General features: G+C 64.8%; 12 protein-coding genes. 10 read left to right on the top strand and 2 right to left on the bottom strand.

Going from position 1 to position 15,631, the window contains the following annotated elements:
* Positions 1-102 precede the first annotated feature (102 nt).
* The gene (locus tag FNJ47_RS03920) at positions 103-2,688 is read right to left on the bottom strand and encodes an ABC transporter permease (protein ID WP_163150803.1); all 2,586 of its coding nucleotides are present in this window, start codon (positions 2,686-2,688) and stop codon (positions 103-105) included.
* Entirely contained in the window at positions 2,685-3,404 is a 720-nt protein-coding gene (locus FNJ47_RS03915; RefSeq protein WP_163150801.1) for an ABC transporter ATP-binding protein, read from the bottom strand. The genes FNJ47_RS03920 and FNJ47_RS03915 overlap by 4 nt, the downstream gene beginning before the upstream one ends.
* A 55-nt stretch (positions 3,405-3,459) precedes the next feature.
* Here FNJ47_RS03915 and FNJ47_RS03910 point away from each other — a divergent pair, with 55 nt between their 5' ends.
* The 10 genes from FNJ47_RS03910 to FNJ47_RS03865 all read left to right on the top strand — a co-directional run bounded on the left by FNJ47_RS03910 (position 3,460) and on the right by FNJ47_RS03865 (position 15,564).
* A complete protein-coding gene (locus FNJ47_RS03910) occupies positions 3,460-4,131 on the top strand; it encodes an arylesterase (protein WP_163150848.1) in 672 nt (223 codons plus the stop codon).
* Between the two features lie 167 nt (positions 4,132-4,298).
* Positions 4,299-4,835, top strand: coding sequence for an RNA 2',3'-cyclic phosphodiesterase (gene thpR / locus FNJ47_RS03905; RefSeq protein ID WP_163150799.1), 537 nt, complete (start codon positions 4,299-4,301; stop codon positions 4,833-4,835).
* 151 nt (positions 4,836-4,986) lie between these two features.
* Positions 4,987-6,174: a cell division protein ZapE gene (gene zapE / locus FNJ47_RS03900; protein WP_163150796.1), complete on the top strand. Its 1,188-nt coding sequence runs from the start codon at positions 4,987-4,989 to the stop codon at positions 6,172-6,174.
* A 236-nt stretch (positions 6,175-6,410) separates the two neighbouring features.
* The gene (gene mdh, locus FNJ47_RS03895; protein WP_163150794.1) at positions 6,411-7,379 is read left to right on the top strand and encodes a malate dehydrogenase; all 969 of its coding nucleotides are present in this window, start codon (positions 6,411-6,413) and stop codon (positions 7,377-7,379) included.
* 159 nt (positions 7,380-7,538) lie between these two features.
* Positions 7,539-8,735, top strand: a complete 1,197-nt coding sequence (gene sucC, locus FNJ47_RS03890) for an ADP-forming succinate--CoA ligase subunit beta (protein ID WP_163150792.1) — start codon at positions 7,539-7,541, stop codon at positions 8,733-8,735.
* 2 nt (positions 8,736-8,737) lie between these two features.
* Positions 8,738-9,214, top strand: coding sequence for a DUF1579 family protein (locus FNJ47_RS03885; protein ID WP_163150790.1), 477 nt, complete (start codon positions 8,738-8,740; stop codon positions 9,212-9,214).
* A gap of 36 nt (positions 9,215-9,250) precedes the next feature.
* The gene (gene sucD / locus FNJ47_RS03880) at positions 9,251-10,132 is read left to right on the top strand and encodes a succinate--CoA ligase subunit alpha (RefSeq protein ID WP_163150788.1); all 882 of its coding nucleotides are present in this window, start codon (positions 9,251-9,253) and stop codon (positions 10,130-10,132) included.
* Between the two features lie 257 nt (positions 10,133-10,389).
* A complete protein-coding gene (locus tag FNJ47_RS03875; protein ID WP_163150786.1) occupies positions 10,390-13,350 on the top strand; it encodes a 2-oxoglutarate dehydrogenase E1 component in 2,961 nt (986 codons plus the stop codon).
* Positions 13,351-13,504: 154 nt separating this feature from the next.
* Positions 13,505-14,743 (top strand): 2-oxoglutarate dehydrogenase complex dihydrolipoyllysine-residue succinyltransferase, encoded by a 1,239-nt coding sequence (odhB, locus tag FNJ47_RS03870; protein ID WP_163150784.1) that lies wholly within the window; start codon positions 13,505-13,507, stop codon positions 14,741-14,743.
* 71 nt (positions 14,744-14,814) lie between these two features.
* Entirely contained in the window at positions 14,815-15,564 is a 750-nt protein-coding gene (locus FNJ47_RS03865; RefSeq protein WP_163150782.1) for an SDR family oxidoreductase, read from the top strand.
* Positions 15,565-15,631: the final 67 nt, after the last annotated feature.

Raw genomic sequence — 15,631 nt, 5'->3', positions numbered from 1 at the left:
ATGTGGGAAATTAACACATCCGACGCAAGCTTCCACGCGCGGCCGAATGTCGCTCTGGCCTAGCATGATAGGCGAAAACGGCGCTTTCGCCGCTACAAATTGTCACAAATTCCGCAGTACCGAGGCTGGTTTCTGGTTCAGCGCCAGCAGCGTACCGGCCAGCCCAAGTCCAACCGTGACGATCAGCGCGGCGACCACGACGAGCGCGGCGCTGCCGGCCTGCCAGATGAAACTCAGCGTCATCAGCCGCGTCACGATCAGCCAGGCCGCGACCGAACCGGCGATCACCCCGAATATGGCGGTTGCAAAACCGATCATCAGATACTCCAGCGCGTAGGCGCCGAGCAGTCGTGCCCGCGTGGCGCCGAGCGTCTTGAGGATCACGGCATCGTAGACGCGGTGGCGGTGTCCGGCCGCAAGTGCGCCGCCCAGCACCAGGATCGCCGAGATCAGGGTCACGGCGCTGGCACCGCGGATCGCCAGCACGAGGTTGCTGACGACGCTGCCGATGGTCTCCAGCGCCTCGCGGACCCGCACGCTGGTCACCATCGGAAACGCGTCGGCGACCTGCTTGATGATGCGCGCGTCGTCGCCGGAGCCCGCCTGGGTCGAGCTAGCATGCGGTTCCGTTAGGGTCGCGACATGGCTGTGCGGTGCGCCCTTGAAGGCGTTCGGCGAGAACACCAGCACGAAGTTGATGCCGAGGCCCTGCCAGTCGATGTTGCGCAGATTGGCGATCTTCGCCGGCACGTCGCGGCCGAGCACATTGACTACGATCTCGTCGCCGATCTTCAGGCCGAGTCCGTCGGCGATCTTCTTCTCCATCGAGACCAGCGGCGGTCCGCTGTAGTCCGGCCCCCACCATTCGCCCTCGACGATCTTCGAGCCCTTGGGGATTTCGCCGGTGTAGGTCAGGCCGCGGTCGCTCTGCAGCACCCATTCCGAATCGACATTGGGCTTGAGCTGGTCGGCCTTGACGCCGCGCGCGGCAACGATGCGCCCGCGCAGCATCGGCACGTCCTCGACGGTCGAGCCGGCTGCGATCTGGCCCAGGAAGGCCGCAAAGCGGTCGGCCTCGGTTGAGGGGATGTCGATGAAGAAGAACGACGGCGCCCGATCCGGCAGCGCGGCCAAAAATTGCCGGCGCAGATTGCCGTCGATCTGGGTGATGGTGACCAGCACTGCGAGCCCGAGCCCCAGCGACAACACGACCGACGGCGTCAGCGCGCCCGGCCGGTGGATGTTGGCGATGGCGAGCCGCAGCATTGTGATGCGGCTGCGCGGCAGCCGGCGCGCCACCGCCATCAGGATCTCGGCGATTCCGCGCAGCAGCAGAAATACCGCGATCGATGAGACGACGAATACGGCAGCCACGCGCTTGTCGTAGGCAAGCCCGATCGCGACACCGATCAGGAGCGCGATCACCACGGCCATCAGCGCGAGATAGCTCCAGCGCGGGCGGTGCCACTCGCTGGTGACGGTCTCGCGGAACAGCGCCGCCACCGGCACGTCATGGACCCGACCGAGCGGCCACAGCCCGAACGCCAGCGCGGTGAGCTGCCCGTAGAGGAAGGAGAGCGCGAGCTCGCCGGGATGCAGGGCAGGCACCACCGGCAGCGGCAGCAGCTTGCCGAACAGACCGACAATGACGAAGGGCAGTGCGGCGCCGAGCGCGAGCCCGATCACCGAACCGATCCCCGCCAGCACTACCACTTGCGTGCAGTAGATCGTGAAGACGTCGCGGCCGGTGGCGCCGAGCGCCTTGAACGAGGCGATGACGTCGCGGCGCCGGTCGATATGGCTCTTCACCGCGTTGGCGACGCCGACGCCGCCGACCAGCAGCGCGGCGAGGCCGACAAGGGTCAGGAACTGGGTGAAGCGGCTGATGGTGCGCTCAAGCTGCGGCGAGGCGTTGCTGCGGCTGCGGACCTCCCAGCCCGCTTCGGGCGCAGCAGCCCGCGCGCCGTCGATCAGGGCGGTGGTGGCGCGGTCGTCGCTGGCGCCGTCGGGCAGCTTCACCCGGTAGATCCAGCGCACCAGGCTGCCGGGCTGCAAAAGATCGGTGGCGCGCAGGCTGGCTTCACTGATCAGGAAGCGCGGGCCGAGGCCGACGCCGCCGGCGAGTTTGTCGGGCTCTGCCGCCACGACGCTGCGGATCTGGTAGGTCGCGCTGCCGATGGTGACGTGGTCGCCGAGCTTGAGGTCGAGCCGCGCCAGCAGGGTCGAATCGGCAGCCGCGCCAAAAACGCCGTCGCGTTCGGCGAGCAGGTCGGCGACCGGCATGTTCGGCTCGAGCGTCAGCTCGCCGAGCATCGGATATTTGCCGTCGACCGCCTTGAGCTCGACCAGCGCCAGCTTACCGTCACCGCTGCGCGCCATCGCACGGAGCGTGGCCGCGACCGAGACCTCGCCACGGGTGCGCAGATAGGCGACCTCGTCGGGCTTGGCCTCGCGCGAGATCAGCGAGAACGCGACGTCGCCGCCGAGCAGCGTGCGCCCTTCGCGCGACAGACCGTCGCCAAGGCTTGCGGCGACCGAGCCGACGCCGGCAATCGCCATCACGCCGAGCGCGATGCAGGCGATGAACACGTAGAAGCCGCGCAGGCCGCCGCGCAGTTCGCGCAGCGCGTAGCGGAAGGCAAGCGACGACGCGCGGCCCTGCACCGCGACTTCGGACGCAATGCTCATGTGGGGGATTGTCCGTCGATGCGGCCGGAGCGCAGCCGTACGACGCGGTCGCAGCGCTGCGCCAGCGCGAGATCATGCGTCACCAGCACCAGCGTCATGCCGCGCTCGGCGTGCTTGGTGAACAGCAGATCGACGATCTGCTTGCCCGTCGTCTCGTCGAGATTTCCGGTCGGCTCGTCGGCAACCAGGATCGCGGGATCGGGCGCCAGCGCGCGTGCGATCGCGACGCGCTGCTGCTCGCCGCCGGAGAGTTGCGTCGGATAATGATGCAGCCGTTCGCCGAGCCCGACCGATTGCAGCTCCTGCGCGGCGCGCGCGGCAGCATCGGGATTGCCGGCGAGCTCGAGCGGCACTGCGACATTCTCCAGCGCCGTCATGGTCGGGATCAGATGGAACGACTGGAAGACGATGCCGACCTGGCGGCCGCGGAAGCGCGCCAGCGCATCTTCATCGAGGGCATTGAACGAGGTGCCGTCGACGACCACTTCTCCACTGTCAGGACGTTCAAGCCCCGCCATCACCATCAGCAAGGTCGACTTGCCCGAGCCCGACGGGCCGATCAGGCCGATGGCCTCGCCCGCTGCCACACGAAGGCTGATATCTTTGAGGATATGAACCCGTGCCGCGCCGGTGCCGAGCGAGAGATTGACGTTCTTGACGGCAATAGTGTCCGGCTCGACGTCGGTCAGTGAAGAGGATGCGATGAGACTGTCCATGGTTCGGTCATATGGCACTTCCGCGGTTGCGGTCGAGGGCCGGTTGAGAATCTTCGTGCACATACTCGTGTTGCTTATGGGCTTGATGACGGCGGCGAGTGCGCAGACGCCGAGTGTGGACAAGGGACCTGAGAACGGCCCGGCGCAAGGTTCAGTAAAGCCGATCAAGATGGTGGTCCTGGGCGATTCCCTGAGCGCCGGGTACGGCCTTCCGGCCGCGGCGGCATTTCCGGTCCGGCTGCAAAAAGCCTTGGAAGCCAAGGGGATAAGGGTCGAGATGACCAATGCCGGGGTGTCCGGCGACACCGCCTCGGGCGGCCGCGAGCGGCTCGACTGGTCGGTGGCCGATGGAACCGATGCCGTGATCGTCGAGCTCGGCGCCAACGATGCCTTGCGCGGCATCGATCCCGCGGTCACGCGTGCCGCGCTCTCCGACATCATCACAAAGTTGCAGGCGCGCAAGATCGCGGTGCTCTTGTGCGGCATGCTCGCGCCACCGAACTATGGCAGCGAGTATGCTGCGAAGTTCAACGCGATCTATCCGGATCTCTCGAAGTCCCTCGGCGTGCCGCTCTATCCGTTCTTCCTCGACGGCGTTGCTGCTAATCCGAAGATCAATCAGGCCGACGGCATGCATCCAACGGCGGAGGGTGTGGACATCGTCGTAAACAACATGCTGCCCACGGTGCAGGCATTTCTCGGCGCATTATCAGGGCAGCGCAGTTGAAACGCGGGCAGCGCGCCGCGATGTGTCCGTAGGTTTACGAGCTGTTAACGCCTCATGCTTCGCAGAGTCACATATCTCGGGTACAAATAGGCATCGGTGATTCGTCGCCGGGCTGTTACAGGGGTGCGGGCTCCCAAAACCCGCGCCAAGCATCGAGGATTATAGCGATGCCGCGTCTGTTCACTGGACTGGAAATTCCGGCCGAGATCGGCCAGACACTTTCCAATTTGCGTGGCGGCCTTCCAGGCGCACGCTGGATCGATCCCGAAAATTATCACGTCACTCTGCGCTTCATCGGCGACATCGATGGTCTCTGGGCCAACGAGATCGCGACGATGCTGTTTCGGGTGAACCGCAAGCCGTTCGAGGTCAAATTGCAGGGCCTGTCGAGCTTCGGCGGACGCAAGCCGCGCGCGGTGGTTGCCGCCGTCGAGCCGAGCAGGCCGCTGATCGAACTGCAGGCCGAGCTCGAGCGGATGATGCAGCGGATGGGGCTCGATCCCGAGGGCAGAAAATTCACGCCGCATGTCACGCTCGCGCGTTTGCACGACGCTTCGAGCCAGGACGTCGCGGATTATCTGTCCGTGCGCGGCTACTTCCCGAGCCGCACCTTCACGGCGGACCGCTTCGTGCTGTTCTCGTCGCGCGCGTCGACAGGCGGCGGCCCCTATGTGGTCGAGGATTCCTACGACCTCTGCGCGTAGGGTCTCGCAGATCGCGGTTTGAGGCGCCCGGCGCTGCTCGTGCGGTCGGCCGTGGTATGCAAGGGTTTGCGTTTGCAAACCCGCTTGCATACCCCACTGGCACAATTCACGGCTTGCAATTTGCCGCGCACTAGGGCCGTAAGGTGGGCTGATGCTGTCCACCTCGCCCAATTCGTTCCTCGAACACTACAAGTCCCTGGTCGCCTCCGGCGCGATTGAGGCCGATCCCGCGCAGGCGCTCGCCGCTGAAGCGTTCGGCGCACTGGAGGAACGGCTCGCCAGCTACAAGCCGCAGCGCAAGCAGAGCCTGCTCGGACGGCTGTTCGGCGGCGACAAGGACGACAAGCCGCCGCGTGGGCTCTACGTCCACGGCGAGGTCGGTCGCGGCAAGACCATGCTGATGGACCTGTTCTTCCAGCAGAGCCCGGTCGAGCACAAGCGCCGCGCGCATTTCCACGAATTCATGGCCGAGGCGCACGAGCGCATCTATGGCTACCGCCAGCAGATCGCGCGCGGCGAGATCGCGGACGGCGACGTGATCGCGCTCACCGCGCAGGCGATCTTCGACGAAGCCTGGCTGCTCTGCTTCGACGAATTCCACGTCACCGACATCGCGGATGCGATGATCCTCGGGCGGCTGTTCGCAAAACTGTTCGATCTCGGTACCGTCGTGGTTGCGACCTCGAACGTTGCGCCTGATGATCTCTACAAAGGCGGTCTCAATCGCGCGCTGTTCCTGCCGTTCATCGCGCAGATCTCCGACCATATGGACGTGCTGCGGCTCGACGCGCGCACCGACTTCCGGCTGGAGAAGCTCGTCGGCGTCAAGATGTGGCTGGTGCCGGCGGATAACACGGCCGATGCCGCGCTCAACGCGGCCTGGCGCAAGATGACCGGTAATGCGCCGTGCAAGGCGCGCCTCATTCCGATCAAGGGACGCATCCTGAACGTGCCGTGTTCAGCGCACGGCGTCGCGCGCTTCAGCTTCATGGACATCTGCGAGAAGCCGCTTGCCGCCTCCGACTACCTCAGGCTCGCGCACGACTACCACACGATCCTGATCGACCACATTCCGGTGATGGATTACGCCGAGCGCAACGCCGCCAAGCGCTTCATCTCGCTGATCGACACGCTCTATGACAATGCCGTGAAGCTGATGGCGTCGGCCGAGGCCGATCCGGTGTCGCTGTACCTTGCCGAGGACGGCATCGAGGCGATGGAGTTCAAGCGCACGTCTTCGCGCCTGATCGAAATGAGCTCGGAATCCTATTTGGCGCTGCCGCACGGCCGGAAGGACTCCTCCGCAAGCGGCGCGTCGACCGGCCTGGTCGAGACCTGAAGTTCAGCTCGAAATTCACTCTTGCGCGCGGTCCGGTTCGGAGCAACTTTTCGTGTCTCCGGGGCGGATGTTGCTGGCATGCCTGACCGAATTCCAGGCAGGGCCTGCAATCGGGCAGGCGCGACTTGCAGGCCCTGACTTGCAGGCCCTGACTTGAATGGATCATTCGAAAGGGATAACCACCCTTGCAACCGACTTCCCTCCCTCCTGCATCCAGTTCAAAGGACTGATTTCCCATGGCACGCGACAAGATTGCACTCATTGGCTCCGGACAGATCGGCGGCACGCTGGCGCACCTCGTTGGCCTCAAGGAACTCGGAGACGTTGTGCTGTTCGACATCGCCGAGGGCGTGCCGCAGGGCAAGGCGCTCGATATCGCGCAGTCGTCGCCGGTCGACGGCTTCGACTCCAACCTGGTCGGCGCCAACTCCTATGAAGCGCTCGACGGCGCCAAGGTCTGCATCGTGACCGCAGGCGTGCCGCGCAAGCCCGGCATGAGCCGCGACGATCTGCTGTCGATCAACCTCAAGGTCATGGAGCAGGTCGGCGCCGGCATCAAGAAGTACGCGCCCGACGCCTTCGTCATCTGCATCACCAACCCGCTCGACGCGATGGTGTGGGCGCTGCAGAAGGCCTCGGGCCTGCCGCACAAGAAGGTGGTCGGCATGGCCGGCGTGCTCGACTCCGCGCGCTTCCGCTATTTCCTGGCCGACGAATTCAACGTCTCGGTCGAGGACGTCACCGCTTTCGTGCTCGGCGGCCATGGCGACACCATGGTGCCGCTGACCCGCTACTCGACGGTTGCCGGCATTCCGCTGCCCGACCTCGTCAAGATGGGCTGGACCTCGCAGGCGCGCATCGACGAGATCGTCGATCGCACCCGCAACGGCGGCGCCGAGATCGTCAATCTGCTCAAGACCGGCTCCGCCTTCTATGCGCCGGCGGCGTCGGCGATCCAGATGGCCGAGAGCTATCTGAAGGACAAGAAGCGCGTGCTGCCCTGCGCGGCCTATCTCAACGGCGAGTACGGCGTGAAGGACATGTATGTCGGCGTGCCCACCGTGATCGGCTCCAAGGGTGTCGAGCGCATCGTGGAGATCGAGCTGGCCGGCAAGGACCGTGAGGCCTTCGACAAGTCGGTCGGCGCGGTGCAGGGCCTGGTCGATGCCTGCAAGAAGATCGCGCCCGATCTGCTCGGCAAGTAATCTCAATTGGCAATGACCCGATAGGCGATCTCAATCGCCTGTCGGGTGCAAGATGATGAAATTCCGGCGGATTTTGTAGTTGCGCGAGCTTTGGTATATGGTATGCCAGCGTCAAGGCTGACGTAGGTTCGCCGCACGAGGGTTTGGGAGCGTCTTTCCATGAATATCCACGAATACCAGGCCAAGGCTCTGCTGCATGAATTCGGCGTGCCGATCTCGCGCGGCGTTGCCGTGCTGAAGCCGGAAGAAGCCGACGCCGCAGCGAAGCAGCTCCCCGGTCCGATCTGGGTGGTGAAGAGCCAGATCCATGCTGGCGGTCGCGGCAAGGGCAAGTTCAAGGAAGCGTCGGCCGGCGACAAGGGCGGCGTCCGCATCGCCAAGTCGGTTGCCGAGGTCGACGAATTCGCCAAGCAGATGCTCGGCGCGACGCTGGTCACGGTGCAGACCGGCCCGCACGGCAAGCAGGTCAACCGCCTCTACATCGAGGAAGGCTCCGACATCGACAAGGAGTTCTACCTTTCGATCCTGGTCAATCGCGAGACCTCGGAAATTTCCTTCGTGGTGTCGACCGAAGGCGGCGTCAACATCGAGGACGTCGCGCATTCGACCCCGGAAAAGATCATCTCGTTCTCGGTCGATCCGGCCACCGGCATCATGCCGCATCACGGCCGCACCGTTGCCGAGGCGCTGAAGCTGAAGGGCGATCTCGCCAAGCAGGCCGAGAAGCTGACGGCCCAGCTCTATACGGCGTTCGCCGCCAAGGATATGGCGATGCTCGAGATCAATCCGCTGGTCGTCACCAAGCAGGGCCAGCTCCGCGTGCTCGACGCCAAGGTGTCGTTCGACAGCAACGCGCTCTACCGTCACCCGGACGTGGTCGCGCTGCGCGACGAGACCGAGGAAGACGCCAAGGAGATCGAGGCCTCGAAATACGATCTCAACTATGTCGCGCTCGACGGCACGATCGGCTGCATGGTCAACGGCGCCGGCCTCGCGATGGCGACGATGGACATCATCAAGCTCTACGGCATGGAGCCGGCGAACTTCCTCGACGTCGGCGGCGGCGCCAGCGTCGAGAAGGTCGCGGCCGCGTTCAAGATCATCACCGCCGATCCGAGCGTGAAGGGCATCCTGGTCAACATCTTCGGCGGCATCATGAAGTGCGACGTGATCGCCGAGGGCGTGGTCGCCGCGGTGAAGCAGGTCGGGCTCAAGGTGCCGCTGGTGGTGCGTCTCGAAGGCACCAATGTCGAGCAGGGCAAGAAGATCATCCGCGACAGCGGTCTCAACGTTCTGCCCGCCGACAACCTCGATGACGCCGCACAGAAGATCGTGAAAGCCGTCAAGGGAGGCTAACGATGGCCGATCATCTCGATGCCCCGACACCGCTGGACGAACACCGCAAGCTCGCGGTTTTCGCGGGCGAGTGGAACGGCGAAGAGATGGTCTATCCGTCGCGCTGGACCGCGGGCGGTCCGGCGACCTCCCATGTCGTCGCGCGCATCGCGCTCAACGGCTTCTATTTGATCCAGGACAGCGTGCAGACCCGCGACGGCAAGGAGAGCTTCGCCACTCACGGCGTCTTCACCTACGACCGCGACGATCGGGCCTACCGATTGTTCTGGCACGATTCACTCGGCTACTACCCACCGTCGCCGGCGTCCGGCGGCTGGGCGGGCAAGTCGCTGATCCTGGTGCGCGGCTCGCTGCGCGGCAACGCCCGTCACGTCTATGAGGTCGTCGACGACAACACCTACAGCATGAAAATCCAGTTCTCGCCTGACGCGGAAGGGTGGGCCGACGTGCTCACCGGCGTGTACCGGCGTATCCACTAAACCCTTCACCGCTGTCTCGCGAAAGCATCTCGAACCATGTCCATTCTGATCGACAAGAACACCAAGGTCATCTGCCAGGGCTTCACCGGCAAGAACGGCACGTTCCATTCGGAAGCGGCGATCGCTTACGGCACCAAGATGGTCGGCGGCGTGGCGCCCGGCAAAGGCGGCTCGACGCACCTCAACCTCCCGGTGTTCGACACCGTCGCCGAAGCGCGCGCGAAGACCGGTGCTGACGCCAGCGTGGTCTATGTCCCGCCGCCGGGCGCCGCGGATGCGATCTGCGAGGCGATCGATGCGGAGATCCCGCTGATCGTCTGCATCACCGAAGGCATCCCGGTGCTCGACATGGTGCGCGTGAAGCGCTCGCTGTCGGGCTCGAAGTCGCGGCTGATCGGGCCGAACTGCCCGGGCGTCATGACCGCCGGCGAGTGCAAGATCGGCATCATGCCGGCCAACATTTTCAAGCCCGGCTCGGTCGGCATCGTCTCCCGCTCCGGCACCCTGACCTATGAGGCGGTGTTCCAGACCACCCAAGAGGGCCTCGGCCAGACCACCGCGGTCGGCATCGGCGGCGATCCGGTCAAGGGCACCGAGTTCATCGACGTGCTGGAGATGTTCCTGGCCGACGAGAAGACCAAGTCGATCGTCATGATCGGCGAAATCGGCGGATCGGCCGAAGAGGACGCCGCCCAGTTCCTCAAGGACGAGGCCAAGCGCGGCCGCAAGAAGCCGATGGTCGGCTTCATTGCCGGTGTTACCGCACCTCCCGGCCGCCGCATGGGCCATGCCGGCGCGATCATTTCCGGCGGCAAGGGCGATGCCGGTTCCAAGACTGCGGCGATGGAAGCTGCGGGCATCAAGGTGTCGCCGTCCCCGGCCCGCCTCGGGCACACGCTCGCCGAGATGCTGAAGTAACCGCCGTCAGGCGAAGTTCCCTTTCGAGCGCCTGGCGTATTTTGGGCGGGTTCTCCTTCGGAGGACCCGCCTTTTATTGCGTTTTGCCGCCAGAATGCTGATCAAGAAAATATGAAAATATGTTCATTTCTTAGTTCTTTTAGGCAGGAATATCCGACCCAGATAGGGTAAAGGGTATCTATCCAGCCGGCGCACTTCCAGACCGGCATCAGCGCCGTCTCCTACGCGCGAACCGAAAAAATCACCAGGACTGCCCCATGTCTCGCCAAGACGCGAACGCCGCTTTTGCACTCTCTTCATTCCTGCAGGGCACCAACGCCGCCTATATCGACGACCTCTATGCCCGCTACGAGCAGGATCCGTCGTCGGTCGACGCCGAATGGCAGGATTTCTTCAAGAGCCTGAAGGACACCCCGGCCGACGTCCAGAAGAACGCCGAGGGTGCCTCGTGGGGCCGCGTCAACTGGCCGCTGACGCCGCGCGATGAGCTGACCTCGGCGCTCGACGGCAATTGGGCCCAGGTCGAGAAGGCGGTCGGCACCAAGCTCGCGGCCAAGGCGCAGGCCAAGGGCGCCGAGCTCTCGGACGCCGACGTGCATCAGGCCACCCGCGATTCGGTCCGCGCGCTGATGCTGATCCGCGCCTATCGCATGCGCGGCCATTTCCACGCCAAGCTCGATCCGCTCGGCATCGAGGCGCCGCGCGACCGCGAGGAGCTCGATCCGCGCTCCTACGGCTTCACCGAGGCCGACTTCGATCGCAAGATCTTTCTCGACCACGTGCTCGGCCTCGAATACGGCACGCTGCGCGAGATCGTGCAGATCTGCGAACGCACCTACTGCCAGACGCTCGGCGTCGAGTTCATGCACATCTCCAACGCCGCGCAGAAGGCCTGGATCCAGGAGCGCATCGAAGGTCCGGACAAGGAGATCAGCTTCACGCCCGAGGGACGCCGCGCGATCCTCAACAAGCTGATCGAGGCCGACGGCTTCGAGAAGTTCTGCGACACCAAGTTCACCGGCACCAAGCGCTTCGGCCTCGACGGCGGCGAATCGCTGATCCCCGCGCTGGAGCAGATCATCAAGCGCGGCGGCAATCTCGGCGTGAAGGAGATCGTGTTCGGCATGCCGCATCGCGGCCGCCTCAACGTGCTGACCCAGGTGATGGGCAAGCCGCATCGCGCGCTGTTTCATGAATTCAAGGGCGGTTCGGCCAATCCGGACTCGGTCGAAGGCTCCGGCGACGTCAAGTATCACCTCGGCGCGTCCTCGGACCGCGAGTTCGACGGCAACAACATCCATCTGTCGCTGACCGCAAATCCGTCGCATCTCGAGATCGTCGATCCGGTCGTGATGGGCAAGGTGCGCGCCAAGCAGGACCAGCACGGCGATCCGCCTGATATGCGCATCTCGGTGCTGCCGCTGCTGATGCACGGCGACGCGGCGTTCGCCGGCCAGGGCGTGGTGGCAGAATGCTTCAGCCTGTCCGACCTGAAGGGCTACCGCACCGGCGGCTCGCTGCACTTCATCGTCAACAACCAGATCGGCTTCACCACCTATCCGCGCTACTCGCGCTCGTCGCCCTATCCGTCGGACGTCGCGAAGATGATCGATGCGCCGATCTTCCACGTGAACGGCGACGATCCGGAGGCGGTGGTGTTCGCGGCCAAGGTCGCGATCGAGTTCCGGCAGAAATTCCACAAGCCGGTCGTCATCGACATGTTCTGCTACCGGCGCCACGGCCACAACGAGGGCGACGAACCCGCGTTCACCCAGCCGGTGATGTACAAGAAGATCGCCGCGCATCCGACCACGCTGGAGATCTACGCCAAGCGGCTGGTCGCCGATGGCGTGCTGACCGACGGCGAGGTCGAGAAGGCCAAGGCCGACTGGCGCGCCCGGCTCGATGCCGAGCTCGAAGCCGGCTCGGGCTACAAGCCGAACAAGGCCGACTGGCTCGACGGCAAATGGGCCGGCTTCAAGTCGGCCGATCAGGAAGAAGACGCGCGCCGTGGCGTCACCGGCGTCGATGTCGCCGTGCTCAAGGAGATCGGCCGCAAGATCACCAATGTCCCGGACGGCTTCCGCGTCCACCGCACCATCCAGCGCTTCCTCGACAATCGCGCCAAGGCGATCGATAGCGGGGTCGGGATCGATTGGGCGACCGGCGAGGCACTGGCGTTCTGCACGCTGCTGCAGGAAGGCCATCATGTGCGCCTGTCCGGCCAGGATTCCGAGCGCGGCACCTTCTCGCAGCGCCATTCGGTCCTGATCGACCAGGAGGACGAGAGCCGCTACACGCCGTTCAACCATCTCGGTGGCGAAGACACCGGCCATTACGAGGTCATCAACTCGCTGCTCTCGGAAGAGGCGGTGCTCGGCTTCGAATACGGCTACTCGCTGGCCGAGCCGAATGCGCTGGCGCTCTGGGAGGCGCAGTTCGGCGATTTCGCCAACGGCGCGCAGGTGGTGTTCGACCAGTTCATCTCCTCGGGCGAACGCAAATGGCTGCGCATGTCGGGCCTCGTCTGTCTGCTGCCGCACGGCTATGAGGGCCAGGGACCGGAGCACTCCTCCGCGCGCCTCGAGCGTTATCTGCAGATGTGCGCCGAGGACAACATGCAGGTGGTCAATCCGACCACGCCGGCGAACTACTTCCACGTGCTGCGGCGCCAGCTGCATCGCGAGATCCGCAAGCCGCTGATCGTGATGACGCCGAAGTCGCTGCTGCGTCACAAGCGCGCGGTGTCCCGGCTCGACGAGCTCGGCAAGAACGCCACCTTCCACCGCATCCTGTACGATGACGCGCAGATGCTGCCGGACGAGAAGATCAAGCTGGTGCCGGACGACAAGATCCGTCGCGTCGTGCTGTGCTCCGGCAAGGTCTATTACGACCTGTACGAGGAGCGCGAGAAGCGCGGCATCGACGACATCTATCTGATGCGCATCGAGCAGCTCTATCCGGTGCCGCTGAAGGCGCTGGTGCAGGAGTTCGGCCGCTTCAAGAATGCGGAGATGGTCTGGTGCCAGGAAGAGCCCCGCAACATGGGCTCCTGGCACTTCATCGAGCCCTATCTGGAATGGGTGCTGAACCAGGTCAACGCGGCCAACAAGCGTCCACGCTATGCCGGCCGTCCGGCATCGGCGGCGACCGCCACCGGCTTGATGTCGAAACATCTCGCGCAGCTCAAGGCGCTGCTCGACGACGCACTGAACTAACGACCTTCACTGAAGCCATGCCCCGCGAGAGCGGGGCATCCGGTATCCCGCGTCACTCAGCGAAATGGCTGTCGTCACGGAATACCGGGTCGTCCGCTTTGGCGGGTGGTGGCCGGATAAATTTTTCGACCGCAAGGTTATCGAGGAAAAGACCATGACTGAAATTCGCGTTCCAACGCTCGGCGAATCCGTAACCGAGGCCACCATCGGCCGCTGGTTCAAGAAGGCCGGTGAGGCCGTCGCGGTGGACGAGCCGTTGGTGGAGCTGGAGACCGACAAGGTCACCATCGAGGTGCCCGCGCCGGTCGCCGGCACGCTCGGCGAGATCATCGCCAAGGATGGCGAGACCGTCGCCGTCGGCGCGCTGCTGGGCCAGATCAATGACGGCGCTGTTGCGGCCAAGCCGGCTGCTGCCGCTGCGGCGGCGCCCGCCAAGGCAGCAGCGCCTGCTGCAGCGCCTGCCCCTGCCGCGCCGAAAGTCCCGCCGTCGGACGCGCCGCTGGCGCCGTCGGTACGCAAGCTGTCGGCCGAAAGCGGCGTCGACGCCTCCACCGTTCCGGGCTCGGGCAAGGACGGCCGCGTCACCAAGGGCGACATGCTGGCCGCGATCGAGAAGGCCGCCTCGGCGCCGACCCCGGTCAACCAGCCCGCCGCCGCCGTGCAGGTTCGTGCGCCGTCGCCGGCGGATGACGCCGCCCGTGAAGAGCGCGTAAAGATGACGCGGCTGCGCCAGACCATCGCGCGCCGCCTCAAGGACGTGCAGAACACCGCCGCGATGCTGACGACCTTCAACGAGGTCGACATGACCGAGGTGATGAAGCTGCGCGCGCTCTACAAGGATACATTCGAGAAGAAGCACGGCTCGAAGCTCGGCTTCATGGGCTTCTTCACCAAGGCGGTCGTGCAGGGGCTGAAGGACATTCCCGCCGTCAACGCCGAGATCGACGGCTCCGACCTGATCTACAAGAACTACTATCACATCGGCGTTGCGGTCGGCACCGACCGCGGCCTGGTGGTGCCCGTGGTGCGCGACTGCGATCACAAGTCGATCGCCGAGATCGAGAAGTCGATCGCCGATTACGGCCGCCGCGCCCGCGACGGTCAGCTCAAGATCGACGAGATGCAGGGCGGTACCTTCACCATCACCAATGGCGGCATCTACGGTTCGCTGATGTCGACGCCGATCCTCAACGCGCCGCAGTCCGGCATCCTCGGCATGCACAAGATTCAGGAGCGGCCGATGGTGGTCGGCGGCAAGATCGAGGTGCGGCCGATGATGTATCTGGCGCTGTCCTACGATCACCGCGTCATCGACGGCAAGGAAGCGGTCACCTTCCTGGTGCGCGTCAAGGAGAGCCTGGAAGATCCGGCCCGCCTGGTGCTGGACCTGTAAGGTCATTCGCGCGTGACGCCCGATCAGCTCGGGCGTTACGATCTGTTGGGTGCTTAGGTTTGGGGATCAACGTGACGGATAAGGTCGTTGTCATCACCGGCGGCAGCCGCGGTATCGGCCGTGCTGCGGCGCTCGCTGCGGCGGCACGCGGCTATCGCATCGTGGTTGGGTATGCGTCCAACCAGGCTGCGGCGAACGAGGTCGTCGCCGCGATCGAGGCCAGGAACGGCAAGGCCATCGCGGTGAAATGCGATGTCGGCAGCGAACAGGACATCCTGGCGCTGTTCAAGGCGGCCGATGGCTTCGGCACGCTCGGCGCGCTGGTCAACAATGCCGGCATCGTCGGCAAGAGCGGTGTGCGCGTCGACGAGATGTCGGCGGAGCGCATCCAGCAGATGATGGCGGTCAATGTCACCGGCAGCATCCTGTGCGCGCGCGAAGCGGTGAAGCGGATGTCGACCAGGCATGGCGGCAAGGGCGGCGTCATCGTCAACCTGTCCTCGATCGCGGCAAAGCTCGGCGCGCCCAACACCTATGTCGACTATGCCGCCTCCAAGGGCGCGATCGATTCCTTCACCGTCGGCCTCGGCTACGAAGTCGCCAATGAAGGAATCCGCGTCGCCGGCATCCGGCCGGGACTGATCGACACCGACATTCACGCCGCGGGCGGCGAGCCCGATCGGGCGCACCGTCTCGCCCACATGGTGCCGATGAAGCGCGTCGGCACCGCGGACGAGATCGCCAACGCCATCGTCTGGCTGATCTCGGACGAAGCTTCCTACGTCACCAGCGCGATCCTCGACGTGTCGGGCGGTCGCTAGGGCACATTCAAAAGCGGGCGCCGGTCTGCCAACGAGATCGCGCCCGCGTCATCGTCACAGAACTTAG

It is taken from the genome of Bradyrhizobium uaiense, from assembly GCF_010811875.1.
Taxonomy (GTDB): domain Bacteria; phylum Pseudomonadota; class Alphaproteobacteria; order Rhizobiales; family Xanthobacteraceae; genus Bradyrhizobium; species Bradyrhizobium uaiense.
This window is presented reverse-complemented; position numbering and strand designations above follow the sequence as displayed.